Source organism: Sphingomonas endophytica, from assembly GCF_001476895.1.
Lineage (GTDB): Bacteria > Pseudomonadota > Alphaproteobacteria > Sphingomonadales > Sphingomonadaceae > Sphingomonas > Sphingomonas endophytica_A.
In genome coordinates, this window is the sequence record NZ_LDTB01000008.1 from 133,665 (window position 1) to 157,399 (window position 23,735).

Annotated in this window: 25 protein-coding genes; 10 read left to right on the plus strand and 15 right to left on the minus strand. The window is 67.4% G+C overall.

Translation table 11 applies throughout. The features are described from left to right. The first annotated feature begins 68 nt into the window (after positions 1-68). Positions 69-686, plus strand: coding sequence for an extensin family protein (locus tag NS334_RS03480; protein ID WP_058754639.1), 618 nt, complete (start codon positions 69-71; stop codon positions 684-686). Between the two features lie 38 nt (positions 687-724). Further along, positions 725-1,612: an LOG family protein gene (locus NS334_RS03485; RefSeq protein WP_058754574.1), complete on the plus strand. Its 888-nt coding sequence runs from the start codon at positions 725-727 to the stop codon at positions 1,610-1,612. 88 nt (positions 1,613-1,700) lie between these two features. Here the strand turns inward: NS334_RS03485 and NS334_RS03490 are convergent, their stop codons facing one another. The 4 genes from NS334_RS03490 to recQ are packed head-to-tail and all read right to left on the minus strand — an operon-like array spanning position 1,701 to position 5,818. After that, positions 1,701-3,158 (minus strand): flavin-containing monooxygenase, encoded by a 1,458-nt coding sequence (locus NS334_RS03490; RefSeq protein ID WP_058754575.1) that lies wholly within the window; start codon positions 3,156-3,158, stop codon positions 1,701-1,703. Further along, positions 3,151-3,561, minus strand: a complete 411-nt coding sequence (locus tag NS334_RS03495; RefSeq protein WP_058754576.1) for a hypothetical protein — start codon at positions 3,559-3,561, stop codon at positions 3,151-3,153. Before NS334_RS03495 ends, NS334_RS03490 begins: the two co-directional genes overlap by 8 nt. Positions 3,562-3,573: 12 nt before the next feature. Then, on the minus strand, positions 3,574-3,999 hold the full coding sequence (locus NS334_RS03500; RefSeq protein ID WP_058754577.1) for a TIGR01244 family sulfur transferase: 426 nt from the start codon (positions 3,997-3,999) through the stop codon (positions 3,574-3,576). 46 nt (positions 4,000-4,045) lie between these two features. Further along, positions 4,046-5,818 (minus strand): DNA helicase RecQ, encoded by a 1,773-nt coding sequence (gene recQ, locus NS334_RS03505; RefSeq protein WP_058754578.1) that lies wholly within the window; start codon positions 5,816-5,818, stop codon positions 4,046-4,048. An 81-nt stretch (positions 5,819-5,899) separates the two neighbouring features. Between recQ and NS334_RS18095 the strand changes: the two genes are divergently transcribed. Next, positions 5,900-6,094: a hypothetical protein gene (locus NS334_RS18095; protein WP_153002569.1), complete on the plus strand. Its 195-nt coding sequence runs from the start codon at positions 5,900-5,902 to the stop codon at positions 6,092-6,094. Continuing rightward, complete coding sequence (locus tag NS334_RS03510; RefSeq protein ID WP_058754579.1) at positions 6,091-6,369, plus strand: GNAT family N-acetyltransferase; 279 nt, start codon at positions 6,091-6,093, stop codon at positions 6,367-6,369. The genes NS334_RS18095 and NS334_RS03510 overlap by 4 nt, the downstream gene beginning before the upstream one ends. Before the next feature lie 200 nt (positions 6,370-6,569). Here the strand turns inward: NS334_RS03510 and NS334_RS03515 are convergent, their stop codons facing one another. The 4 genes from NS334_RS03515 to NS334_RS03530 all read right to left on the minus strand — a co-directional run bounded on the left by NS334_RS03515 (position 6,570) and on the right by NS334_RS03530 (position 9,905). Then, positions 6,570-8,705 (minus strand): M3 family metallopeptidase, encoded by a 2,136-nt coding sequence (locus NS334_RS03515; RefSeq protein WP_083500227.1) that lies wholly within the window; start codon positions 8,703-8,705, stop codon positions 6,570-6,572. A 94-nt stretch (positions 8,706-8,799) separates the two neighbouring features. Further along, positions 8,800-8,985 carry a DUF1328 family protein gene (locus NS334_RS03520; protein WP_058754580.1) on the minus strand — a complete coding sequence of 62 codons (186 nt, stop codon included), beginning with the start codon at positions 8,983-8,985 and terminating at the stop codon, positions 8,800-8,802. 50 nt (positions 8,986-9,035) lie between these two features. Further along, on the minus strand, positions 9,036-9,533 hold the full coding sequence (locus NS334_RS03525; RefSeq protein WP_058754581.1) for a Dps family protein: 498 nt from the start codon (positions 9,531-9,533) through the stop codon (positions 9,036-9,038). A 75-nt stretch (positions 9,534-9,608) separates the two neighbouring features. Beyond that, positions 9,609-9,905, minus strand: a complete 297-nt coding sequence (locus NS334_RS03530; protein WP_058754582.1) for a hypothetical protein — start codon at positions 9,903-9,905, stop codon at positions 9,609-9,611. A gap of 160 nt (positions 9,906-10,065) precedes the next feature. Here NS334_RS03530 and rpmG point away from each other — a divergent pair, with 160 nt between their 5' ends. Then, complete coding sequence (rpmG, locus tag NS334_RS03535; protein ID WP_028967260.1) at positions 10,066-10,233, plus strand: 50S ribosomal protein L33; 168 nt, start codon at positions 10,066-10,068, stop codon at positions 10,231-10,233. A 125-nt stretch (positions 10,234-10,358) separates the two neighbouring features. Here rpmG and NS334_RS03540 read toward each other — a convergent pair whose 3' ends face one another. Further along, positions 10,359-10,721 (minus strand): response regulator, encoded by a 363-nt coding sequence (locus NS334_RS03540; RefSeq protein ID WP_058754583.1) that lies wholly within the window; start codon positions 10,719-10,721, stop codon positions 10,359-10,361. Positions 10,722-10,758: 37 nt separating this feature from the next. Between NS334_RS03540 and NS334_RS03545 the strand changes: the two genes are divergently transcribed. From NS334_RS03545 to NS334_RS03560, 4 genes are read left to right on the plus strand one after another with little or no spacing between them, the layout of a single operon-like run. Then, a complete protein-coding gene (locus tag NS334_RS03545; protein WP_058754584.1) occupies positions 10,759-11,037 on the plus strand; it encodes a DUF3572 domain-containing protein in 279 nt (92 codons plus the stop codon). Then, positions 11,034-11,663, plus strand: a complete 630-nt coding sequence (locus NS334_RS03550; RefSeq protein WP_058754585.1) for a hypothetical protein — start codon at positions 11,034-11,036, stop codon at positions 11,661-11,663. Before NS334_RS03545 ends, NS334_RS03550 begins: the two co-directional genes overlap by 4 nt. A gap of 32 nt (positions 11,664-11,695) precedes the next feature. Continuing rightward, positions 11,696-12,166: a RidA family protein gene (locus tag NS334_RS03555; protein WP_058754641.1), complete on the plus strand. Its 471-nt coding sequence runs from the start codon at positions 11,696-11,698 to the stop codon at positions 12,164-12,166. Between the two features lie 31 nt (positions 12,167-12,197). Further along, on the plus strand, positions 12,198-13,328 hold the full coding sequence (locus NS334_RS03560) for a GNAT family N-acetyltransferase (protein ID WP_058754586.1): 1,131 nt from the start codon (positions 12,198-12,200) through the stop codon (positions 13,326-13,328). 1 nt (position 13,329) lies between these two features. Here NS334_RS03560 and NS334_RS03565 read toward each other — a convergent pair whose 3' ends face one another. Genes NS334_RS03565 through NS334_RS03575 form a run of 3 tightly spaced genes read right to left on the minus strand, consistent with a single transcriptional unit; the run spans position 13,330 to position 18,331 of the window. Then, entirely contained in the window at positions 13,330-15,033 is a 1,704-nt protein-coding gene (locus NS334_RS03565; RefSeq protein ID WP_241491792.1) for a hypothetical protein, read from the minus strand. A gap of 11 nt (positions 15,034-15,044) precedes the next feature. Beyond that, on the minus strand, positions 15,045-16,820 hold the full coding sequence (locus NS334_RS03570) for a hypothetical protein (RefSeq protein WP_058754587.1): 1,776 nt from the start codon (positions 16,818-16,820) through the stop codon (positions 15,045-15,047). Next, a complete protein-coding gene (locus NS334_RS03575) occupies positions 16,817-18,331 on the minus strand; it encodes an NAD(P)/FAD-dependent oxidoreductase (RefSeq protein ID WP_058754588.1) in 1,515 nt (504 codons plus the stop codon). Before NS334_RS03575 ends, NS334_RS03570 begins: the two co-directional genes overlap by 4 nt. 108 nt (positions 18,332-18,439) lie before the next feature. Here NS334_RS03575 and NS334_RS03580 point away from each other — a divergent pair, with 108 nt between their 5' ends. After that, positions 18,440-20,830: a hypothetical protein gene (locus tag NS334_RS03580; RefSeq protein ID WP_058754589.1), complete on the plus strand. Its 2,391-nt coding sequence runs from the start codon at positions 18,440-18,442 to the stop codon at positions 20,828-20,830. Between the two features lie 37 nt (positions 20,831-20,867). Here NS334_RS03580 and NS334_RS03585 read toward each other — a convergent pair whose 3' ends face one another. The 3 genes from NS334_RS03585 to NS334_RS03595 all read right to left on the minus strand — a co-directional run bounded on the left by NS334_RS03585 (position 20,868) and on the right by NS334_RS03595 (position 23,735). Then, the gene (locus NS334_RS03585) at positions 20,868-21,269 is read right to left on the minus strand and encodes a hypothetical protein (protein ID WP_058754590.1); all 402 of its coding nucleotides are present in this window, start codon (positions 21,267-21,269) and stop codon (positions 20,868-20,870) included. Beyond that, on the minus strand, positions 21,266-22,105 hold the full coding sequence (locus NS334_RS03590) for a hypothetical protein (RefSeq protein WP_241491793.1): 840 nt from the start codon (positions 22,103-22,105) through the stop codon (positions 21,266-21,268). Before NS334_RS03590 ends, NS334_RS03585 begins: the two co-directional genes overlap by 4 nt. A gap of 412 nt (positions 22,106-22,517) precedes the next feature. Further along, complete coding sequence (locus tag NS334_RS03595) at positions 22,518-23,735, minus strand: argininosuccinate synthase (protein WP_058754591.1); 1,218 nt, start codon at positions 23,733-23,735, stop codon at positions 22,518-22,520.

Genomic DNA, 23,735 nt, shown 5'->3' on the forward strand with positions numbered 1-23,735 from the left:
CCACGTCGATGCGAGGCGAGCGGACCAGGGAATGCCGGAGCAGGTCCGGCGTGACGTTGCTGATGATCATGCCGCTGCTCGCCGCCTGCGGGCGGTTCGAGCCCCCGGCTGCCCCGACCCAGCGCGCGCGCGTCGACATTCCTTCCGCGCGCGAGACAAGCCAATGTTTCGCCGACCTTCGCGCGCTCGGTGTCGATTTCCAGCCGCTGCCCGACAAGGATTTTGGCGGCGGCTGCGCATTGACCGGCACGGTGAAGCTGCTCGACATCGGCGTGCCGACCGCGAACCTCGGCGCGGTGCGCTGTGGACAGGCACGCGCCTATGCCGCCTGGGCGCGCAACGGCGTGGCCCCGGCCGCTTTCCAGATTCTCGGGTCCGAACTGTCGCGCGTCGTCAGCATGGGCAGCTATGCCTGTCGCAACACCGTCGGCACGAGCGGCCCCGCGCGCCGCTCCGGGCATGCGATCGCCAATGCGATCGACATCGGCGCGTTCGAGTTGAAGGACGGGCGGCGCATCTCGATCCTGCGCGACTGGAACTCGCCCGACCCGGCGGTGCGGCAATTCCTCAAGGTGATCCATACCTCCGCGTGCCGCCGCTTCGGCACCGTGCTGTCCCCGGATTACAATGCGGTGCACCGCGATCACTTGCATCTGGAAGACGACGGCGCGCGCTTCTGCCGGTGATCTTGCGGGCGTCACATGCGCGTTCTATCTCAGGATAAATGAGTGATACCCGAGTGCCGAGCCGCGTCTTCCCGCGTGCCAAACAGGATGCCGAGGTCGCCAAGACCAGCATCTCTACCCCGCAAACCGAGAGCCCGGCATACAGCTTGGCCTTTCAGGACATGGACTTCCTCCTGCGTGAGGATCTGCGCCCGGTCCGCTTCCAGCTCGAACTGCTCAAGACCCAGCTGATCCTGGAGGAGGCGCATATCGGCTCCACCTTCGTGTTCTACGGCTCGGCGCGCATTCCGGAGCCGGCGAAGGCGCAGGCGCTGCTCGATCTCGCCACCGACGACAAGAGCCGCCGCATCGCCGAGCGGCTGGTCGCCAAGAGCAAATATTACGACATGGCGCGCGAACTGGCGCAGCTCTGCTCGAACTTCCCGCGCGATGAGGCGGGGAAGCGGCATTTCGTGGTCTGTTCGGGCGGTGGCCCGTCGATCATGGAAGCGGCCAATCGCGGCGCGGCGGACGTTCATGCCGAATCGATCGGGCTGAACATCGTCCTGCCGCACGAACAGGCGCCCAACCCCTACGTCACGCCGTCGCTGTCGACGCAATTCCACTATTTCGCGCTGCGCAAGATGCACTTCCTGCTGCACGCGCGCGCGCTGGCGGCCTTTCCGGGCGGGTTCGGGACGTTCGACGAATTGTTCGAGCTGCTGACGCTGATCCAGACCGGCAAGATCGAGCCGATGCCGGTGCTGCTGTTCGGGCGGGAGTTCTGGGAACGTGTCGTCAATTTCGAGGCGCTGGTGGAAGAAGGCGTGGTGTCGGAACGCGACCTCGGCATCTTCCGCTATGTGGAGAGCGCGGCGGAAGGCTGGGCGGTGGTCCAGCAATTCTACCGCGACCGGCAGGCGCGCAATGACGCGGCGGGGAAGTAGCGTCGTTTCGTGATCGCGAGCGGAGCGAAGCGATCCAGGTCGTCCTGGTCCGACGCTGGATTGCTTCGCCACGCCCGCGATGACGAACTTACTTGCCGAACCGCAGTGGCCCTGGGCGCACGCGACTGGCGTGAAAATCCAGCCAGTCGAGCAGGTAGTTCTGCCGCACCCGCCACGGCGAGCGCTTCCCCTGCCGCGGCATGGCTCCGGCCGCTCGCCTGACATAGCCCGATTGCAACCCGAACAGCGGATCGTCGGACGCCTCGCCCGGCATGGCTATGGCCTCGACGCTGCGAAAGCTGCCGCGCCGCATGTGGCGGAGCAATCGACCGACGAATCGCGCGGTCAAGTCGCTCTTCAGCGTCCATGACGCATTGGTATAGCCGACCGAGAAGGCGAAGTTCGGCACCCCGTCCAGCATCGCGCCGCGAAATACCAGTCGCTCCGCCATGACGACCGGGACGTCATCGACGCTGAGCGCGATCCCGCCCATCATCTGCACGCGCAGGCCCGTCGCGGTGACGATCACGTCGGCGGGGAGGTCCACGCCCGATTCGAGCGCGAGGCCGTCACGGGTGAAACGTGCTATCCGGTCGGTCACGATCGCCGCGCGCCTGTCCTTCAACACCGCGAACAGATCGGCGTCGGGCACGAGGCACAGCCGTTCGTCCCACGGATCGTAGCGCGGGGTCAGGTGCGCCATTTCGAACCCCTCGCCCAGCAGCTTGCGCTGCTCGTCGGCGATGCCGCGCCGCACCGCCGCCGGGCGCTGCCGTGCCAACGTGTAGAAGAAGCTGCTGACCGCGATACTCTTCCACCGGATCGCCGCATCGGCGGCGCGCGCGGGCAGAAGCCGCCGCAGTCGCGCGTCCACCGCGCTGCGCGACGGCATCGACACGATATAGGTGGGCGAGCGCTGGAGCATCGTGACGTGCGCCGCGCCGCGCCGCACCAGCGCGGGCACCAGCGTCACCGCCGTCGCCCCCGATCCGATCACCACGACACGCTTGCCGGTCACGTCGAGTGTTTCGGGCCAGAACTGCGGGTGGACCAGCGTTCCGGCGAACTCGCCTCGCCCCGGCCAGTCGGGCGCATGGCCCTGCGCGTAATCGTAATAGCCGGTGCAGCCGTACAGGAACGCGCATGTCACGCGCGCCGCCACGCCATCTACCTCGTAATCGACCGTCCAGCGTGCATCCTGATGCGACCAGTCGGCCCGCAGCACGCGGTGCCGCAGCCGCACCAGCGCCGCCACGCCCGTCTCGCGCGCGGTATCGACGATGTAATCGCGGATGGCGCCGCCCTCGGCGATCGCCCGGTCGCCCCGCCACGCGCGGAACGGATAGCCGAGCGTCGCCATGTCCGAATCCGATCGCACGCCCGGATAGCGGAACAGGTCCCACGTACCGCCGATCGCGTCGCGCCCCTCGAAGATCGCGAGAGTCAGCCCCGCATCCTTCTCCCGCAGCCGTACCGCCGCGCCGATCCCCGAAAGCCCCGCCCCGACGATCAGGACGTCAAGGTGTTCCGGGGAATGCTCAGGCATCCTCGGGCTCGACGATATTCGCCATCCATTCGGGGGCGGTGATCCGCGCGCGCTCGCGCTGCATCAGCGGCGGCATTCCCAGCCGGCGCACATCGACCGCGCTCACGCCCTGCAACAGCAATCCGTCCAGGTGTCGGTCGCGCATCTCGATCAGGATGCCCACCGGGGTCGCGCGCAGCATCGACCACATCAGTTCGCGCGCGCGCACCTTCCGGCCGCATACCTGCACCGCCGCGATCCGCCCGGTCGTGTCGATCGTCAGTGCGGCGCAGCGGTCAGCGCCGATCGTCGCGTCGAAGGCATGAAACCCCGGCAGCGCCTCGGCCACGGCCGTGATCGCCTCCTCAATCGAGTCCAACCGTCGTTCCGCCCGGCCGAACCCGAACAGCGAGCCGAGCCCCACCGCCGTCGCCGTTCAGTTCGCGCGCACCGCGTCCATGAGCGGGCGCAAGGCGGTCAGGTCATAGCCGGCGCGCGCCGCTTTCGCGGTCAGTTCCTCCGGTGCGTCGCCGCCGGCCGCCCCGGCCAGCGCCCACAGGTTGCAAGAACGCGTGCCCGAACGGCAATAGGCCAGCACCGGCCCGTCCGCCGCCGCCAGCGTCGCCGCCATCGCATCGACCTGCGGGCGCGAGAAACCGGCATGGGTGATCGGGATCGCGGTATAGCCGAGCCCGGCGGCCTCCGCGGCGGCGCGGATCGCCTCGCCGGTCGGCTGGCCCGGCTCCTCGCCATCGGGGCGGTTGTTGACGATCGCGACATAGCCCGCCGCCTTGATGGCGGGCAAGTCCTGCGGGGTGATTTGCGGAGCGACCGCGATCCTGTCGTCGATGATGCGAAGCATGACGCCATGCCGTAGCGAAACCGGGCGAGCGCGTCAGCCGGAAACGTCAGCCGCGCGCGCGGATCGTATCGAGGAACGCCTGCCCATAGGCATCCAGCTTGCGCTGCCCGACCCCTGCGATCCGCCCCAGCGCCATCAGCGAGGTCGGGCGCAGCGCCGCCATCTCGCGCAGCGCCGAGTCGTGGAAGATGACATAGGGTGGCACCCCCGCCTCCTTCGCCAGTTCGCGTCGGGTGCCGCGCAGCGCCTCGAACAGCGGATCGTCCGCCGGATTGTTCGCCCCGGCAGCCGCGCCGCGCCGGCGCCGCTCGCGCTTGGGCGGCTCGACCAGCGCCAGCGTCGATTCGCCCTTCAGCAGCGCGCGCGCCGCCGGGCCGAATTCCAGCCCGCCGTGCGGATTGGTGCGCAGCGCATCCTTCAGCAGCAGCGCGCGCCCGACCGGCTTGAGCATCGCGACCTCCGCGCCGTCGACGATGTTCCACACCGACAGCGCCTCGTGCCCGTTCATCAGGCTTCGCTCGCTGGATTTGCCGGTCAGCACCTCCTCGATATAGGTCGCACCGAACATCTGCCCGGTGCGGAACACCGCCGACAGATATTTGCGCGCCGTCTCGGTCGCGTCGATCGCGGCGGGGGGCGACAGGCAATTGTCGCAATTGCCGCAGGTCTCGGGCGGGTGCTCGCCGAAATGCCGCAGCAGGATCGCGCGGCGGCATCCCGCCGTCTCGACCAGCGCGCCCAGCGCCCCCAGCCGCTGCCGCTCGCCGGGCTGGCGATGCTCCTCGACCTCGGCGATGCGTTGCCGCGCGCGCGCGAAATCCTCCGCGCCCCAGAACAGATGCGCCACCGCCGGGTCGCCGTCACGCCCGGCGCGGCCGGTTTCCTGATAATAGGCCTCGATCGATTTCGGCAGCCCGGCATGCGCGACGAAGCGGACGTCGGGCTTGTCGATCCCCATCCCGAACGCGACCGTTGCGCACATCACCATGTCCTCGGACGCGACGAAATCGGCCTGATTCTTCGCGCGCACGGCGGGGTCGAGCCCGGCGTGATAGGCGCGCACCGGCCGCCCGGTGATCTGCGTCAGTTGCGCCGCCAGCTTCTCGGTCGCGGCGCGCGTCTGGACATAGACGATGCCCGGGCCCGGCGTGTCGCGCACCACATCGGCGATCTGGCGCGTGCTATTGTCCTTCGGGCGGATCGCGTAGCGGATGTTGGGGCGGTCGAAGCCCGCGACGATCATCCCCTCGTGCGGAATGCCGAGCTGTTCGAGGATGTCGGCGCGGGTATGCGCGTCGGCGGTGGCGGTCAGCGCGAGGCGCGGCACGTCCGCGAACGTGTCGAGCAACGGGCGCAGCAGACGATAGTCGGGGCGGAAGTCATGCCCCCATTCGCTGACGCAATGCGCCTCGTCGATCGCGAAGAGCGCCGGGCGGCCACGCGTCAGCAGGTCGCGAAAATCGGCGGTCGAGGCGCGCTCCGGCGCGACGTACAACAGGTCCAACTCGCCATCTAGGTAGCGCCCGCGCGTTTCGGCCCTGTTCTCGTCGACGCTGGTCAGCGTTGCCGCGCGCAGGCCCACGGCGGTCGCGGCGCGCAACTGATCGTGCATCAGCGCGATCAGCGGACTGACGACGATGCACGTACCGTCCAGCATCGCGGACGGCAGCTGGTAGCACAGCGACTTGCCCGCGCCGGTCGGCATCACCGCCAGCGTCCGTTCGCCCGCCAGCACGCGCGTCACCACCTGCTCCTGCACGCCGCGAAAGGCGGGGAAGCCGAAGATGCGTTGCAGGTCGGGGAGCGGATCGCGCGCCATGTGCGGAGCCGCACGTAGGCGCGGGGCGCGGATCCTGCAACCGGCGCGCCGGAACAGCGGCAGGGCTTGCGGCGTTGTGGCGTGCTGATCTGTCAGCGAAAGTCCGCGATGCACGCCCGGCCCAATCTCGCCCTGTTCACCTTTGCGGCGGCCGCCATGCTGGGCGGTTGCGAGCGCCGCGACGTCGACGCCGGTCGTCAGGCGGACACGCCGCGGCCGATCGCGCCCGCTGCCAAGGGCGTCGACGCACCCCCCGAAGCTCCGGCTGCGCAATGAGCGTCGGGCGCGTCGAGGATCAGCGATCGGAGCAGGAGTTCGTGCTGACGGTCGACGGCCACCGCGCGGTGGCGGCCTATCAGCTGGAGGGGGACACGATCGTGTTCACCCATACGGTCGTCCCACCGGAGATCGAGGGCAGGGGCGTCGGCACCACCCTGATTCGCGGCGCGTTGTATCTGGTGCGCGACCGCGGGCTGAAGGTGATCCCGCAATGCCCGTTTGTCCGGGCCTATATCGATAAACACCCGGAAGCGCGCGACCTGCTGGCGTAAGGGGTGTGACGTCGCCGCATTCTGTCACCGTCACCCCACCCTATGGCCGTCACCCCGGCGCAGGCCGGGGTCCAGCTACGGAACGACGGTGACGACGCGCAGCGTGCAATTACCGCGGCCTTCCCAACTGGACCCCGGCCTGCGTCGGGCTGACGGAGGAGCGGGGTGACACTCATGAAAATGCCACCCCGACAGCGCCGTTACGGCGCCACGCGGCTCCCGTCCGCATTCAGCCCCAGGTCGTGCAGCAACGGCGCGATCTCCGGGTCCTTGCCGTTGAAGGCGCGGAACATCGTCGCATAATCCTCGGTATGGCCCTTCGACAGGATCATGTCGCGGAAGCGCTGGCCATTGGCGCGGGTCATGCCGCCGTGGTTCTCGAACCAGTCGTAGGCGTTGTTGTCCAGCATCTTGGTCCACTGGTACGCATAATAGCCGGCCGAATAGCCGTTGCCCCAGATGTGCAGGAAATAGCTGGAGCGATAGCGCGGCGGGACGTCGTCGGTATCCAGCCCGGTAGCTGCCAGCGCCTTCTTTTCGAACGAATCGACATCCTGCCGCCCGGCACTGGCAGGCAGCGAATGCCAGCTCATGTCGAGCTCCGCCGCCGCCAGCGCCTGACCGAAGGTGTTGCCGGTGTTGAAGGTCGAGGCGCGCTTGATCTTGTCGACCAGCGCGGGCGGGATCACCTGCCCCTGCGCGTTCACCGCGTAATGCGGCATCACCTTGGGGTCGAGCGCCCAATGCTCGTTGAACTGCGACGGGAATTCCACGAAGTCGCGCGCGGTGTTGGTCCCCGACACCGACGGATAGGTCTGGTTCGCGAACAGGCCGTGCAGCGCGTGGCCGAATTCGTGGAACATCGTCACCACGTCGTCGAAGGTGATGAGCGCGGGCTGCCCCGCCGCCGGCTTGATGAAATTGCCGACGTTGTAGATGACCGGCTTCGTTCCCAGCAACTTCGACTGGTTGACGAAGTTCGACATCCAGGCACCGCCGTTCTTGTTGTCGCGCTTCCAGTAATCGAAGTACATCAGCCCGATCGGGGTGCCGTTCTCCTCGGACACCTCATAGACCATCACGTCCGGGTTATAGACGGGAATGTCGGTGCGACGCTTGAAGGTGATGCCGTAGAGCTGATTGGCGGCGTAGAAGACGCCATCGGTCAGCACGCGGTTGATCTCGAAATACGGCTTCAGCTCGTCCTGGTTCAGGTCGTACTTCGCCTTGCGCAGCCGCTCGGCATACAGATCCCAGTCCCACGGCTTCAGCGTGAAGTCGCCGCCATCGGCCTTGATCTGCGCCTGGAGCTCGGCCGCCTCGCGGCGCTGTTCGGCCGCGACCGGGGTGCCCAGCTTCTGCATGAAGTCGAGCGCGGTCTTCGGGTTCTTCGCCATCTGGTCGGCCAGCACGTAATCGGCCCAGGTCGGGAATCCGAGCAGCGCCGCCTTCTGCGCGCGCAGGTCGGCGATCTGGCTGATCGTCGCGCGCGTATCGTTGGCGTCGCCCTTCTCGGCGCGCGACCAGCCCGCCTTGAACAGCGCCTCGCGCGTGGCGCGGTCGGTCAGCGAGGCGAGCGGCGGCTGCTCGGTCGTGTTCTGGAGCGTCAGCACATATTTGCCCGGCAGCCCGCGCTCCTTGGCGGTCGCGGCGGCGGCGGCGATCTCCGCTTCCGACAGCCCGGCCAGCTTCGCGCGGTCGTCGACCACCAGCGCCCCGGCCTTGGCGGCGGCAAGCAGCTTCTGCTGGAACGCGGTTTCCAGCGTCGAGAGCTGCGCGTTGAGCGCGCTCAGCTTCGTCTTCTGCGCCGGGGCCAGTTGCGCACCGGCACGCACCATGTTCTGATAGGTCAGCGTCAGGACCTGCAGCTGCTCCGGTGTCAGCTTCAGCGTCGCGCGCCCGTCGTACAGGGTCTTCACGCGCGCGAAGAGCTTCGGGTTCAGCGTGATCGAATCCTGATGCGCGGCGAACTTCGGCGCCAGCGTCGCCTGCGTCTTCTGCAGCACGTCGTCCGTGTTGGCGCCGACCACGCCGTAGAAGGCCATCGCCGCCCGCTCCAGCAGGCGACCCGACTTCTCCATTGCGGCAATCGTATTGTCGAAAGTCGGCGCGGCGCGGTTGTTGGCGATCGCCGCGATCTCGGCGCTCTGCTGCGCCATCCCGACTTCCAGCGCCGGAAGATAGTCGCTGTCCTTGATCCGGTCGAATGGCGGTGCCTCGAAGGGCAGGGTGCTGGCTTTCGCAAACGGATTGCTGGCCGGCAGGGTCGTCGTCTGGGCGGCGACCGCCGTGGTCGTCAGCGCCGTGAACAGGACGGCGGCGAGGGTGGTACGCATTGAAACTCCTCGGAACGATGGTTGCGCGGGGTGATGCACTCCCGCGCAGCACAGGGCAAGATGGCTGCCCTATCCACCGTTCCGTGGACGGGCGTCAGTCCACGGCGTCCTTCACCGTCTTGCCGGCGACCAGCCCGAGCACGAGAAAGATGAGAAACAGCGCCAGCGCGATGAAGAACAGGATCTTCGCGATGCCGACAAAGGCGCCGCCGATCCCGCCGAACCCCAGCGCGCCGAGCAACAGCCCCGCGACCAGGAAGATGACAGCCAGTTTCAACATGACGATGCTCCCGCGATTTCCGATGGTTAACGCGTCGGCGCCCGATCCGTTCAGCCGTTGCGGCTGGCCTCGAACAGGAACCAGGCGCGCTCCTCGGCCTGGTCGGTCCATTCGTCGACGATCCCGCTGGTGGCGTTGTCGCCCGCATCTTCCGACGCCTGCTTCACCTCGCGAAAGCGCTCGACCAGCGTCAGATTGTCGTCGCGCAGCTCGCCGAGCATGTCGGCGGCGCTGACGAAGTCGCGGTCATTATCCTTGATCGACTGGCGGCGCGAGATGTCGCCGATCGAGCGCAGCGTGGTGTTGCCGGTCTTGCGCACCCGCTCGGCGATCGCATCGGTCACGCCCAGGATCTGCGCGGCCTGATCGTCGAGCAGCAGGTGATAGTCGCGGAAGTGCGGCCCGCTGACGTGCCAGTGGAAGTTCTTCGTCTTGAGATACAGCGCGTAGCTGTCGGCGAGCGCGGCGTTGAGCGCGTCCGCTACTGTGCGCGTGTCGTTGCGCGCCAGATCGGTCGGCGTGTCGAGGGCGGGATTGATGTCGGTCACGATTCGCTCCGTGATGTGATGTCGCGGGCGAAACGGTTGTCCGCGGGAATCGCTCCCGCCAGCATGCCGATCGGGTCAGGCGGCGACGCTGGACCGCGCGTCCTGCTCGGTAGGCGATCCGGGATATTCGCCGGTGACGGCTTCGTGCAGCAGCGCCAGCAGGCGATGCACCGGCACGCCGCGTTCGCCGCGTGCGACCGCGGTGCGAAGCTGATGGGCGGCCGCGACCGCGCCGGGCAGGTGGTGATGCTCCGCCAGCGCGCGGATACGATCGATGTCAGGGCCGAGTCGCGTCGGGCCGGCGCGCCAGTCGATCGTGGCGATTCGCGCCGACATTTCGGCGCGTGCGGTGATGGTATCGTCGCTGGTCATGGCGGCTTCTCCTGTCCGCAATACATTAGGCGCCAGGGGTTACGACGCTCTTAACCGCGGCAAAGCTTGACTTCGCGGGCCGGTTGGGCCAAGCGCCCACCCCTGACGCGGCGGAGGAGCCTTCGCCGCATTTTTCGTTTTCATTCGCTAGGAACTGGTCATGGCAAAGCCGACCACCGTCAAGATCAAGCTCGTCAGCACTGCGGACACCGGCTTCTTCTACGTCACGAAGAAGAACCCGCGCACGAAGACCGAGAAGCTCAGCTTCAACAAGTACGATCCCGTCGTGCGCAAGCACGTCGAGTTCAAGGAAGCCAAGATCAAGTGATCGACCGGGTCGCGTAAGGATCGTTCGGTTACCCCGGCGAATGTTGGGGGCCAGAACGGTCCGGGCGATTCGATCTCGTTTGTCGGAAGACCGCCCGCGCGCACCGCGTCGGCGGTTTTTTGTCGTTACAGCAGCGCGTCGATGGCGGCCATGAACCGCGCAAGCGTGATCGGCTTGGAAATATAGGCGTCCGCGCCGGCGGTGCGGATCCGCTCCTCGTCCTCGCGCCCGGCATAGGCGGTCACCGCCATCACCGGAATGTGGCGCAGCGCCGCGTCCGCCTTGAGCTGGAGAATCAGTTCATAGCCGGTGACGTGCGGCATCTGGATGTCCATCACCACCAGGTCCGGCACGAAGGCGCGCGCGCGTTCCACCGCTTCGCGCCCGTCGCGGACGGGCTCCACGGCAAAGCCATGCGCCCGCAGCAGGTCGCAGAACAGCTTGAGATTAAGTTCGTTGTCCTCGACAACGAGCACCCGCTTTGCCACGCGACGGCAACTCCTCCCAGTCCGGCGATACGAAACGATGACCTATGGTGCCATAAATCGAGATCAAGCCGTAACGATCGCGCTGAATGCTTTGTCCTTCGTCCTTAACGATTCGTTACGCGCGGACCGCTTCATCGGCGTAACGGGCCTTATACCGGATAACTTGCGGAACAGGCTGGAAGATCCAGCGACACTTGCTGCGATTCTCTCCTTTTTGGAGGGTCATGAGCCCGACCTGATGTCCTGTGCCGACGCGCTCGGCAACAGCCCCGCCGATCTGGTCGCGGCGCGGCATGTGCTGGAGCGCGCGGCATGAGCCGCCCGCTGCTGATCTCCGATTGTGATGAGGTGTTGCTGCACATGGTCCGTCACTTCGCCAATTGGCTGGGCGAGGTACATGAGGTGGATTTCACGATCGGGTCGTGGGAACTGGCCAGGAGCATGAAGCGGCGTGGCAGTGGCGCACCGCTGACCCGGGAGGAGATGTTCTCCTATCTCGGCGGCTTCTTTCCCGAGCAGATGCACCGCCAGACGCTGGTCCCGAACGCGCGCGAGGCGCTGGCCGCGCTGGCGGGGCATGCCGATATCGTGATCCTGACCAACCTGGAGGATCACTGCCGCACGCATCGCATCGATCAGCTTGCGGGTCACGGCATCGCCCACCGCGTCGAATGCAACCAGGGTGGCAAGGGCGCCCCGGTCGCGCGGCTGGTGGCGGAATATGGCGCGCCGGTGACGGTGTTCGTCGATGACCTGCCACACCATCACGAATCGGTCGCACAGGAAGCGCCCGGCGTCTGGCGGCTGCACATGGTGTCGGAGCCCGGCATGGTCACCGGCGTCCCGCCGGCCCCGCATGCGCACGCACGTATCGACGACTGGCGGGAGGCGCAGGACTGGATCGCCGCGCGGTTCGACGCGGGCGTGCCGGCGGAGGCTTGACCCGCCGCCCCGGCTGGCGGCAGGACTCGCGCATGACCGACCGTATCGACCGCGCTCTCGAAGAACTGGGCCTCACGCTGCCGCAGGCGGCCGCCCCCATCGCCGCTTATGTCCCCGTCGTCGAGGCGGGTGGGCTGCTCCACGTCTCCGGCCAGTTGCCGTTCAAGGACGGCGCGGTCATGACGGGCAAGCTGGGTGACGGCACCTCGCTGGAGGACGGACAGGCGGCCGCGCAGGCGTGCGCGCTGATGGTGATCGCGCAGGTGAAGGCGCATCTCGGCAACCTTCAGCGGATCACGCGGATCGTCAAGCTGGGCGTGTTCGTGAACTCGACCGCCGATTTCACCGACCACCCGAAGGTCGCCAACGGCGCATCGGACCTGATGGTCAAGCTGTTCGGCGACAGCGGCAAGCATGCGCGCGCCGCCGTCGGCGTCGCGGCGTTGCCGCTGGGGGCGGCGGTCGAGGTCGATGCGATCATCGAGGTCGCATCCGCCCTTTGATCCGGGCGCGCGCCATCCTATCTCGCGCGCGATGACCTCGCTCACCGCGCGCATGGTGGATGGCGTTTCCGCCATCCCCGCCGATCATTGGAATGCGTGCGCCGGCACCGCCAACCCGTTCGTCGGCCATGCCTTCCTGTCCGTGCTCGAGGCGTCAGGCAGCGTCGGCGGGCGCAGCGGCTGGCAGCCGGTGCCGATCGTCGTCGATGGCCCCGACGGTGCGCCGCTGGCGGTCGCCCCGGCGTATGCCAAGGGGCACAGCCAGGGCGAGTATGTCTTCGACCACGCCTGGGCGGACGCATGGGAGCGCGCGGGCGGCCGCTATTACCCGAAGCTTCAGGTCGCCGCGCCCTTCACCCCGGTTCCCGGTCCGCGGCTGCTGCTACGCGATCCCGCCGCCGCGCCCGCGCTGATCGGCGCGCTGGAGGCGGTCGTCGCGCAGCACGACCTGTCGTCGGCGCACGCCACCTTCGTCACCCCCGGGCAACTTCCCCTGTTCGAGGCCGCCGGCTGGCTGATTCGCGAGGGGACGCAATTCCACTGGCAGAACGATGGCTATGCCAGCTTCGACGACTTCCTCGCCGCGCTCGCCAGCCGCAAGCGCAAGGCGATCCGCAAGGAACGCGCGGCGGCGGTCGAGGGGCTGACGATCCGGCATCTGAGCGGGGCCGAGATCGGCGCGCGCGAGTGGGACGCTTTCTGGCGATTCTATCAGGACACCGGGAACCGCAAATGGGGCCGCCCGTACCTCACCCGCGCCTTCTTCCCGCTGCTGGGCGAGGCGTTGGCGGAGCGCGTGCTGCTGATCCTTGCCGAGCGTGACGGGGAGCCGATCGCCGGCGCGCTCAACCTGATCGGCGACGATGCGCTGTACGGCCGCTACTGGGGCGCCATCGAGGAGGTGCCGTTCCTCCACTTCGAACTCTGTTACTATCAGGCGATCGACGCCGCGATCGCGCGGCGGCTGGCGCGGGTGGAGGCGGGCGCGCAGGGTGAACACAAACTGGCGCGCGGCTATGCTCCGGTTGCGACTTGGTCGGCGCATTACATACCCGACCCCAACTTCCGCCGCGCCGTTGCGGGCTTCCTCGAACAGGAACGCGCGGCGGTGGAGGGCGAACAGGCGTTCCTGGGCGAGCTGACCCCGTTCCGGCGCGGCTGACCTACCGCGCCTGCTCCACGCGCAACCGCTCCAGCCGCTCTTCCTCGCGCTCGCGTCGTTCGCGCAGCGCCTCCAGCCGTTCGCGCCGGCGTTTGATCCGCTCGATCAGCCAGCGCGGCACGCCCAGTTCCTCGTCGCTCGCCTCGGGTACCACGGCGTCGTGGTCGATGCGGAACAGCACCGACTGGCTGGTCGGCGAGCGCCAGATCGGCACCAGGCCGGCGGTGAAGCGCGGATTGTAGGCGGGCGGGCGGATCAGCCACACGTAATCGAATGCCGCGCGCGGGAAGCGCGCCAGCGCATAGTTCGCGGGGCGCCACCACTCGGCCGGGCATTTGACCGAGGTGACGATCTGCGTCGGGTCATGCGCGTAGGCCCCCGCCGCCGAATAGCGCGCGGTCAGCAACTGCGCGCCCGCCATCGACCATTGGTCGTCGGTATAGGCCAGCCGCCGCTCCAGCGCGATCGCAGGCAAATGCTCCAGCCGCGACATCCGCCAGGCATTGTGACAATTGTGCCCGACGAAACTGATCAGCCGCGCGCCGACCGGGACATGATCCAGCGCCGCCAGCTCCTCGTCGTAATCACGGTCGAATTGCCAGAAGCTGATCGTCGTGCCCGCCAGCCGCGCCGTATAGAACGCCAGCCCCAGCGTCGCCAGAACGGCGGCGTGGCGAAAGGTCGTACCCGGCTGCGGCCGGATCGCGATGACCGCGACCGCGACCATGTACGGTGCCATCCGCATGTCGGCGTAGGCCGATCCGAACACGATGCGCGGCAGCACGATATAGACCGCCAGCATGAACAGCGCCGACAATCCCAGATGGCGCGAATAGCCGATGCGCGGATCGCGCAGCGCCTTGAACAGCACCAGGTAGATGACGGCCATGCTGCCGATATCGAACCACAGCCACCGATCGCGCAGCGCCATGACGATCCACGCGATCTTGGTCCGCCAGTAGAAGAAGTCCGCGGTCTGGCCCGTGACGTCCGCGCCCGATCGCCACGCCACCATCAGCAGCATCGGCAGCGCGAGCGGGACGCAGCCCAGCCCGGCGCGGATCAGGCTGGCGAACCAATGCCCGCTGCCGGCATCCTTGCGGCGATCATGCTGCCGGATCAACTCGCTGGAAAAGGCCAGCACGCCCAGCACGCCCCAGCCGAAGGTATGGCATATCCAGAGCAGGCAGGAGAGCGGCACGAACACCCACGCCCGTGCCCTGATATGGCCGAGCCGCGCCATCCGGAGCCATAACCCGAACAGGCAGAGCGCCAGCCCCATCGAAAGCGCGAAGTTCACGAACCCGAACTGGACCGGATAGCCATAGGCGAGCGGCAGCGCGAACAACGCGGTGGCCGGGATCCGGCCATGCACCTCGCGCGCGATCCACAACAGGCCGGCGACCGTCAGCATCGGAATGGCGATGACGATCAGCTTGACCGCCGCTTCCAGTCCGATCAGGGGCGCCAGCGGTTCGATCAGCAAATCGACACCCAGGTTGCCGATCAGCGACCATTTGAACGAATACCAGTCCGCCAGCCATGGATGCGCGTCGCGATCGAGCTGGACGCGATACCGTCCCATATGCCCGGGCAAATCGACGATGGGCGGAATGTCGGGCCATAACAGGGGAATCGACGCCGCCAGCACGGCCGCGATCACGAACCACCGCGTCTGCCACCAATGAAGCCGGTCGTGCTGCATGGCTCCCGCCCTTAGGGGGCGGAGCGTCCCTCGGGCAAGGGGCGGATGATGCGCCATGCCAGCGCGGGGCCCCGTATCGGCAGCGGCTGGAGCCAATCGAATCGCTCGCCGCGCTCCAGCCGCGCCCACAGCCCGTTCGGTGCCCGCCGTCGATTTCGCTCCATTTCGTTGGTCCCGGGACAGGCGGCGAGATAATCGGCGCGGCTGGCCAGGATGACGGCGCGCGCGGGTGCCGGCGACGCGCCGAATCCGATCATGACGCGCGCCATGGCCCAGGGAGAGCGATGATAGCCGCCGGCGATCGCGCGGTGGCGCGTGTCGACCAGCAATCCCGGCGACAGGTCGATCGGTGCGAAGATCGTGCCGACGGGTAGCGCCGCGAGCGCACGCATGTCGTACGAACCGTCGCAGACGGGACGATGCGCGGTCGTCGCTTTCGTCGTGGAAGGCGTTACCGTTGCGAAGGCGAGCGCCGTGGCGGCACCCGGCGCGGCGAGCAGGCCCAAGCCCAGCGTCGCGCTGAACCGCGGCAGCACGTGCGGGATCGCCCGCGCCCGCACGAACAATCGCGCCAGCAGTACGCCCGCGCCCGGCATCGCGAGCGCATTGGCGGTCGCGCTGGCGCGCAGCACCAGGATCGCGACCATTGTCGCCGCGCCGAACAGCGCCAACATGATCGTCCAGCGTTCCCGCGCCGTGCCGGCCGCATCACGCCAGGCGAGCGCGCCGCCGATCAGTCCGACCGCGGGCAACCCGAGCGACAGCAACACCACCGCCCCCTCCTGTTCCCACAGCGGGCGGCCTTCCAGCACCACCACGTACCATTGGTGATAGACGATCGGTGGCAAGGTCGCGAACGGCCCCGCCAGGCATTGCGGTGCCAGCGCGAGTAGCGTGCCGCCCGATGCGAGGCCCGCGAATGCTACGGCACCGAGCCGCGCGACTGTCCCGAAGCGCGTCGCGAGCCGGGCGAGCGTCAGCCCGACCCCCGCCACCGCCAGCACCGCCAGCCAGGCCGGCGCGACCGCGTCGCAGGCCGGCGCCCAGAAACCCGGTCCGCGCGTCGCAAGGTGGAGCAGCGCCGCCGTTCCCGCCAGGGTCAGGCCGAGCGTGCGCAGGGACGCGCCGCGCGCCGGCTGCAGCGCCCACCCGAGCGACGCCACACCCAGCATCGCCGCGACGATCGGCATCCCTTCCAGAGAGATGGTCAGCAGCGCTGCCAGCGCGGCACCGGCAATCGCGCCGTTACGCGCGGTCGGTCGTCCGACCATGGCATGAGCCGCGACCAGCGTCAGCACCACCTGCCAGCCATGGTGATCGATACGCAGCGGCCGCATCTGCCACATCAAGGGGCCGGGCATCACGACCAGCAGCGCGGCGGCGATGGCCGCGCGTTCGGTCGACAATCGCCGCGTGATCAGTGCGATCAGCAACATCGCGGCGAGCAAGGTCAACAACGGCACCACGACCAGCATCACGTGCTCCGCCAGGACCGCGCCGAGCAGCGGACGGAGCAGTACGATGACCCCCGCGGGCAGCAGATCGACCAGCCGCGACCAGTGCATCGGGAAGTCGCCACCATTCAGCCGGTGCTGCGCGACGTCGAACCAGCTTTGTCCCGCCAGCCAGTCGCGCACCTCCAGCAACCGCATCTGGTCGTCGGCGTCGCTGAACCGTCGGACCAGAATGTCGTCCCAGGCCAACGCGACATGCAGCAAGGCGGCGAACGCCCAGATTGCGAGGACGACGAGCGGCAGGCGCGGGCCGGCCCGGCCCGGCGCGGTCACGCCGCCTTCAGCGGCTTGGGCACGGCCCGCAGGCTGGCCAGCGCCGCCGCTTCGCCTTCGTTGCCACTCTCGTGATACTCGGCATCCTCGTTGACCGCCCAAACGTCGTACACGCGCGCGCCAGCCTGGATGTTGCGCACCGTCAGCATCGCGGTCATCATCGCGTGATCCTGGTTGTTGTAACGGTGCATGCCGTTGCGCCCGACGCAATGCAGGGTCGGATAGCGCCCCTCCAGCTCGCGGCGCAGCATGTCGACGTTCTGGGCATAATCCTCGTCATAGACGGGATAGGCCTTCTCCTGCCGCACCACGACGCCACCGGTCACCTGTGCCGGGTCGCAGAGGCCCAGTGTCGCCATCTCGGCGGTGGCCAGCGCGACCAGTTGCGCGTCGCTGGACGTCCAGAGTCCATCGCCCTCGAAACAAAAATACTCCAGCCCGACGCAGGCGATCGCGGGATCCGGAACCATTTCCGGCGACCAGGAGCGGAAATTCTGGATGCGGCCGACCTTTACCTTCGGATCGTGGATGTAGATCCAATTGTCCGGGAACAGGTCCGGCGAGCGGATCATCAGCGCGACGGTCAGGAAGTCGCGATATTTCAGGTTGGACGCCTCGGGCAATGCGGCGGGCAGCGGATGGATGCGGCTCGCCAGTTCGCGCATCGGCGCCGAGGAGATGACATGCGCCGCGTTGAGCGACACCAGCCCCACCGCCCCCGTCGCGGTCACCGTCCAGCGTCCGGTCGCCTCGCTCAGCCGGAGCTGGTGAAGCGAATGGCCCATCAGCACCTGTCCGCCGCGTTCGACCACGCGGTCGCGCGCCGCTTCCCACATCATCCCCGGCCCGAGGCGCGGGTAGCGGAAATTCTCCAGCAGCGTCTTGGCCTGTCCCACGCCATCGTTCGGACGGCGGTGCAGCCCCAGCGAGCGCTTCAGCCCGTCGACCACCGCGCCCCAGAGCGAGAGTCCCTTGATCCGCTGCGCCGCCCAGTCCGCGCTCATCCGGTCGCACGGCATCCCCCACACCTTCTCGGTGTAGGTCTTGAAGAAGATCGAGTAGAGCTTCCGCCCGAAGGCGTTGACGGTCCAGTCCTCGAAGCTGCGCACCTGCCGCTTCGGCCACAGCCTGGCCTTGGCGAAGCTGGCCATGCACAGCGTCGAACGGATCAGTCCCAGGTTGCCGAGCGCCTCGAACGCGCGCAGCGGATAGCTGTAGAATTTGCCCTCGTAATAGATACGGCTCATCCGCGGGCGTTCGATGAAATCGTTCGGCAGGATCTCGTTCCAGAGGTCGACCACCTCCTTGGAGCGCGAGAAGAAGCGATGGCCGCCGATGTCGAAGCGGAAGCCCTCATGCTCCACGGTGCGGCTGATCCCGCCGACATAGCGCGCGTCACGTTCGAGGATCGCGACCGAGTAGCCGGCCTTGGTCAGCAGATATCCGGCCGTCAATCCGGCCGGCCCCGCGCCGACGATCGCCACGTCGACCGTATTGCCTGACTTGCTCATCGCGCCTGTTCCGCTCCAACCGATGGCGCCGTCATGAAGGGAAGTGGTTGAAGGCGGGTTAACGCTGACGGTGGCGCGACGATGGTCGGCTGTTCTATAGCGCCGTGCATGCGCGCCTTTCTGTACCGTCTGCTGGCCGTCGCGGCCGCCTGTTCGCTCGCGCTGCCCGATGCGGCCGCCGCGCAGAGCACCACCTTCGATCTGGCCGGGCCCGTGCTGACGATGCGGGTGACGCGCGGTACGACCACGCTGCCGGTCGGCGAGGTGCCGTCGATCCGCGCGGGCGACCGGCTGGAGGTGAAGGCCGATCTGCCCGCCGACCAGTCTGCACATTTCGTGCTGGTCGTCGCGTTCCTGCGCGGCGCGACCAACCCGCCGCCCAAGGACTGGTTCTTCAAGGCCGAAACCTGGGACAAGAACCCCAAGAAGGCATCGCTGTCGATCACGGTGCCCGATGGCGCGGAGCAGGCGATCGCGTTCATGGCGCCCGAGACGGGCGGCGGCTACAACGCGCTGGTCAAGGCGGTGCGCGGACGGCCCGGTGTGTTCGTGCGCGCGGCGCAGGATCTGTTCCAGGCCTCGCTGGATCGCGCCCGGCTGGAGACGTTCGTGAACGGTGTCGCGCATGTCGAGGAGGGCGCGCCCGACCGGCTGGTCCCGGTATCGACCGCGCTGGCCGGCACGCTCGGGATCAAGCTGAACGCCGATTGCCTGTCACGGGCGCGCGCTCTCCAGGCATCGTGCCTGACGCAGAATCGCGAGGGGATGGTGCTCCAGACCGGCGGGGGCACGACGCTGGCCGAGGTGCTGGGCGGGACGACGACGCAGTTCGCCTACAGCCTGGCGGCCACCAAGGAGGGCGGGGCAGGGCTGTATAGCCCGTACATCTCGCTGGCGCGCGATTTCGCACGGCTGTTCGGCGTGTTTCGCAGCGCCAGTTACCAATATGCTCCCGCGCTGGCGGTGGGATCCGGAGACCGGCTGCGGTTGCAGCTCAACAATCCGCCGTCGTTCCAGAATCCGCAGACCGTGCTGGTCGCGCCGCTGCCGCCGATCGGCAGCGCGGCGCCGCCGCCGCTGCGCGCGGCGGGCAAGGACGGGCAGTGTCTGGCGCAGCCCGGGTTGGTGCTGCGGCTGGAGGACGCGCCGCTGATCTTCGCGACCGATTATGCGCGCGACCTGCGGCTGCGGCTGGGGTTGCAGGACGGGCGGACGCTGGAACTGCCGGTGACGGCGGATGCCGAACGCGGCGGGCTGGTCGTGGCCGGCGCGCAGCAGGTCGGACAGAGCCCGGTCGGTGAGGCGGTGCTGGTCGGGCGCTGGGGCTTCGACACCTTCACCGGCCCGCGCTTCGCGGTACAGAACGGCGCGCCATCGGTGTGGAAGCCGCAGCCCGACGATGCGGTGGTGGTCGGTCGCGACGCGCCGCTGACGCTTCAGGGCGGCGCCGCCTCGTGCGTGGCGCAGATCAGCCTGCGTGATCGCGACGGCGGCACCCGCCCCGTGACGTGGAAGCCGAGCGCCGCCGACGAGATCACCGCGACGCTGCCGCTCGCGCGTACCCGCCCGGGCGCGCTGACGCTGCTGGTCGCGCAATATGGCGACGCCGCGCCGGCGCAATTGACGCTGAAGGGTCAGACCGAGGCGAGCCGGCTGGAGGGTTTCACGCTTTATACCGGCGATCGTGCGGGGCGGCTGGTCGGCGCGCGGCTCGATCAGGTCGCGATGCTGGAGGTTGGCGGCGTGCGCTTCGCGGCCGGCGCGCTGACCCGCGATCCGGGCGGCGGCGACCGGCTGACGCTGATCACCGACGCCAATACCGAGACGCTGGCCCAGGGGCAGAGCGAGGCGAAGGTGACGTTGAAGGACGGGCGCACCACCAGCGTCCGGGCGACGATCACCCCGCCGCGCCCGCGCCTCGAACTGGTCGGCAGCAACGTCGCCGCGCCGGCCGCGCCGGGTCGCGTCCCGCTGACGCTGCCCGCCGGGCTGCTGGCCCCCGATGCGACGCTGACCTTTTCGGTGCGCGCGGTCGGCACGCGGCTGACCAATGACGACGCGATCGAGATCGCGACCGCCGACGACAGCGCCTCGGCCAAGCTGACGGTGGCGTCGGGCAAGCTGCAGTCTCTGGGCGACGACATCGCGGTTGGCAGTATCGTGCCGCGCCAGGTGCTGGGGGCGGCGGCGGTCGGGCCGCTCAAGATGCGGCTGGTGCAGGGCGACGTGGTGGGCGAGTGGCAACCGCTGGCGCGCGTCGTGCGGCTGCCGTCGCTGACGAAGGTGGCGTGCGACGACAAGGGCTGCACGCTGGAGGGCGAAGGGCTGTACCTGATCGCATCCGTCTCCGGCAGCGCGGATGGGGCGAACGCGCAGGCGGTGCCGGTGGGGTTCGTGGGCACGTCGCTGACCGTGCCGAAGCCGGTGGGCGAGTTGCTGTACCTGAAGCTGCACGACGCGCCCGACGATATGGTGACGGTGGCGGCCGGGAAGAAATAGCGTCGCCGGTGAGCGCAGCGGTCCGAGAAGGCGCGGGTCAATCGCCGGTGACGCGGCCCTCCTCATCCGTCAGTTTCGATGCCACCCGCCGCGCTCGCGCCGCATCGATGATATCGATGAGGTCGTGGATCAGCAGGATACCCTGCATCGTCTTGGGATCGTCCTCGTCCGCCGCTTCGAGAAACAACGCCTTCATGCGCGCGGCGATATCGATCGCAGCCGCATATTGATCCTCGCCGATCTTATCGCGGACCTTTCCGAAGCCTTCGACCAAGCCATAGAATTCCGTGTCGATGCTTCGATCGGGGAGGTATCCGCTCTCGTCCTTGAAATGCGGGGCGTTGCCCATCATCGGTACAACAAAATCCATGAGTTCACTTAATGTCTCGGGAATGTACGGTTCGGAATTATAATATGGACTTGCGATGTCGCCAGTCATTTTACCATCTCCGAGCGAGTGATGATGTAACTGCTTCCTGGTCCAAGCTGACGCGGTCGTATGATGATGACGTGGTCGGGGCGGAAGTCCGCATTGAAGAAGCCGCGGATCTGGGGATTTTTCATTGTTTTTCTAGATAAAGTGACGTCATAGGCTATGTTGCCGACCCTCGCATCCGGCCTTCTATAGGTCCTCTCCGCGTTCGACGTGTCGTACTCCCGGCGATTGACCCGTATATCGGAGCCAATGCCTTTTACCGCATATCGTCTATATACCATCCTCAAATCTGTACGAACGGCATTGTCGACATAGGTGCCGATGGCCTCCTCTCTCGACAAGCGTCCTCTCAGCTTTCCGATCTCATCCAGTCTGACTGCTCTGGCATAGGCGCGATCGGCCATATCCTGAATCATACGCATCGTTTCGACCTGCATCGGCCCCAACTCGCCCTTGACCCTGACATAGGTCGCCGCACGTTGGAGTCGCAGGTCATTCAGCTGGTTCTTCTGCCCCTCCCATGTCGTGGGGAAGCTGAGCGACTGGAACTTCCAGTTCGGGTCGAGCGCCATGATCTGCGATACGAGCAAGGCGCTTCGTTCCTGCGTCATGGCTGCCATCAGCTCGGTCGCCGGGCCGGTGATGTCGAAGACGTTGTCTAGCAACGAGATGATCGCGCCGCCCGGCGCATCGCGCAAACCCGGAAAGGTTTGTTCGAGCGTCATGGGATCCTCGAACGCGCGACTGTTGCTTCCTCGAACCGCGCGCGGCGGCCGCGTGAACTGGGCGTTCAGGAACGATCCCGCATCGCCGTTCGGGCGATAGACGGCATCGATCATGCCTCCACCCTCCGGTGCCCCTTCAACAGGCGCAACGGGTGCCTTCCGCGACCCGCTCTCCGAAGGGCGCCGTAACGCCGCGGTGGAACGACGGTGAGAGCTCACGACCCGGTCCAGCGACCTCGGACCGCCCGGTGCGAAGGTGAACTGCCCGTTCCGTGGGTCGTGATAGGGATTGAACTTCAGTTCGATTCCATCGGCGGTGCGCGTCGGACGTCGTCCCGTGCGGAGCCATACGGAAAAGTCATGTCTTCTGTCGATGTCGAGGACGTGAATCATCGCGAGTCACCCTTCAAACTGACAAGAACATTTGAAGAACAACGATGCAAAAGTCAAGAAAAAGCCGACCCTCCGTGGCAGGAGGGCCGGCCTTGTCATGTTGAAGAATATATAAGCGCGTCGTTTGAAGACGTTACCGATCGCGACGTCCCAGCAAGCGCAGGCGCAGCGCGTTGAGCTTGATGAAGCCCGCCGCGTCGCGCTGGTCGTAGGCGCCTTGGTCGTCCTCGAAGGTCACGACCTTTTCCGAATACAGCGAGTTCGGCGACTTGCGGCCCGTGACGTGGCACGCGCCCTTGTAGAGCTTCAGCCGGACCGTGCCCGCGACCTTCTCCTGCGAATGGTCGACGGCGGCCTGGAGCATCTCGCGCTCGGGCGAGAACCAGAAACCGTTATAGACCAGCTCGGCATAGCGCGGGGCGAGTTCGTCCTTCAGGTGCGCGGCGCCGCGATCCAGCGTCAGCTGCTCGATCGCGCGATGGGCGAGCGCGTAGATCGTGCCGCCGGGCGTCTCGTACATGCCGCGGCTCTTCATCCCGACGAAGCGGTTCTCGACCAGATCGAGGCGGCCGATGCCGTGCTTGCGGCCCAGTTCGTTCAGCTTCGCCAGCAACGCGGCGGGCGAGAGCGCCTCGCCGTTGATCGCGACGCCGTCGCCGCGCTCGAAATCGATCGTGATCGTCTCGGGGCTGTCCGGCGCGTCCTCCGGGTTGACGGTGCGCGAGAAGACGTAATCGGGGACCTCATCCCACGGATCCTCCAGCACCTTGCCCTCCGACGAGGTGTGTAGCAGGTTCGCGTCGGTCGAGAACGGTGCCTCGCCGCGCTTGTCCTTGCTCACCGGGATCTGGTGCGCCTCGGCGAATTCGATCAGTTTCGTGCGGCTGGTCAGGTCCCATTCGCGCCACGGCGCGATCACCTTGATATCCGGGTTGAGCGCATAATAGCCCAGCTCGAAGCGGACCTGATCGTTGCCCTTGCCGGTCGCGCCGTGGCTGACCGCATCGGCACCGACCATCTTGGCAATCTCGATCTGGCGCTTGGCGATCAGCGGGCGCGCGATCGATGTGCCGAGCAGATACAGCCCCTCGTACAGCGCATTGGCGCGCATCATCGGGAAGACGTAATCCTTCACGAATTCCTCGCGCAGGTCGTCGATGAAGATGTGCTCGCGCTTGATCCCCATCAGCTCGGCTTTGGCGCGGGCGGGCTCCAGTTCCTCGCCCTGCCCCAGATCGGCGGTGAAGGTGACGACTTCGCAGCCATATTCGGTCTGGAGCCATTTCAGGATCACGCTGGTATCCAGCCCCCCGGAATAGGCGAGAACGACACGCTTGATCTGATCGGTCAT

Bases quoted from the DNA above. Each gene is read 5' to 3' on its own strand.
- NS334_RS03555 (WP_058754641.1), top strand. From the start codon at position 11,696: ATGACCGACCGTATCGACCGCGCTCTCGAAGAACTGGGCCTCACGCTG.
- NS334_RS03585 (WP_058754590.1), bottom strand. From the start codon at position 21,269: ATGACTGGCGACATCGCAAGTCCATATTATAATTCCGAACCGTACATT.
- NS334_RS03595 (WP_058754591.1), bottom strand. From the start codon at position 23,735: ATGACCGATCAGATCAAGCGTGTCGTTCTCGCCTATTCCGGGGGGCTG.
- NS334_RS03520 (WP_058754580.1), bottom strand. From the start codon at position 8,985: ATGTTGAAACTGGCTGTCATCTTCCTGGTCGCGGGGCTGTTGCTCGGC.
- NS334_RS03490 (WP_058754575.1), bottom strand. From the start codon at position 3,158: ATGCCTGAGCATTCCCCGGAACACCTTGACGTCCTGATCGTCGGGGCG.
- NS334_RS03545 (WP_058754584.1), top strand. From the start codon at position 10,759: ATGACCTATGGTGCCATAAATCGAGATCAAGCCGTAACGATCGCGCTG.
- rpmG (WP_028967260.1), top strand. From the start codon at position 10,066: ATGGCAAAGCCGACCACCGTCAAGATCAAGCTCGTCAGCACTGCGGAC.
- NS334_RS03575 (WP_058754588.1), bottom strand. From the start codon at position 18,331: ATGAGCAAGTCAGGCAATACGGTCGACGTGGCGATCGTCGGCGCGGGG.
- NS334_RS03580 (WP_058754589.1), top strand. From the start codon at position 18,440: ATGCGCGCCTTTCTGTACCGTCTGCTGGCCGTCGCGGCCGCCTGTTCG.
- NS334_RS03515 (WP_083500227.1), bottom strand. From the start codon at position 8,705: ATGCGTACCACCCTCGCCGCCGTCCTGTTCACGGCGCTGACGACCACG.
- NS334_RS03590 (WP_241491793.1), bottom strand. From the start codon at position 22,105: ATGATCGATGCCGTCTATCGCCCGAACGGCGATGCGGGATCGTTCCTG.
- NS334_RS03530 (WP_058754582.1), bottom strand. From the start codon at position 9,905: ATGACCAGCGACGATACCATCACCGCACGCGCCGAAATGTCGGCGCGA.
- NS334_RS03565 (WP_241491792.1), bottom strand. From the start codon at position 15,033: ATGCAGCACGACCGGCTTCATTGGTGGCAGACGCGGTGGTTCGTGATC.
- NS334_RS03510 (WP_058754579.1), top strand. From the start codon at position 6,091: ATGAGCGTCGGGCGCGTCGAGGATCAGCGATCGGAGCAGGAGTTCGTG.
- NS334_RS03485 (WP_058754574.1), top strand. From the start codon at position 725: ATGAGTGATACCCGAGTGCCGAGCCGCGTCTTCCCGCGTGCCAAACAG.
- NS334_RS03500 (WP_058754577.1), bottom strand. From the start codon at position 3,999: ATGCTTCGCATCATCGACGACAGGATCGCGGTCGCTCCGCAAATCACC.
- recQ (WP_058754578.1), bottom strand. From the start codon at position 5,818: ATGGCGCGCGATCCGCTCCCCGACCTGCAACGCATCTTCGGCTTCCCC.
- NS334_RS03550 (WP_058754585.1), top strand. From the start codon at position 11,034: ATGAGCCGCCCGCTGCTGATCTCCGATTGTGATGAGGTGTTGCTGCAC.
- NS334_RS03480 (WP_058754639.1), top strand. From the start codon at position 69: ATGCCGCTGCTCGCCGCCTGCGGGCGGTTCGAGCCCCCGGCTGCCCCG.
- NS334_RS03560 (WP_058754586.1), top strand. From the start codon at position 12,198: ATGACCTCGCTCACCGCGCGCATGGTGGATGGCGTTTCCGCCATCCCC.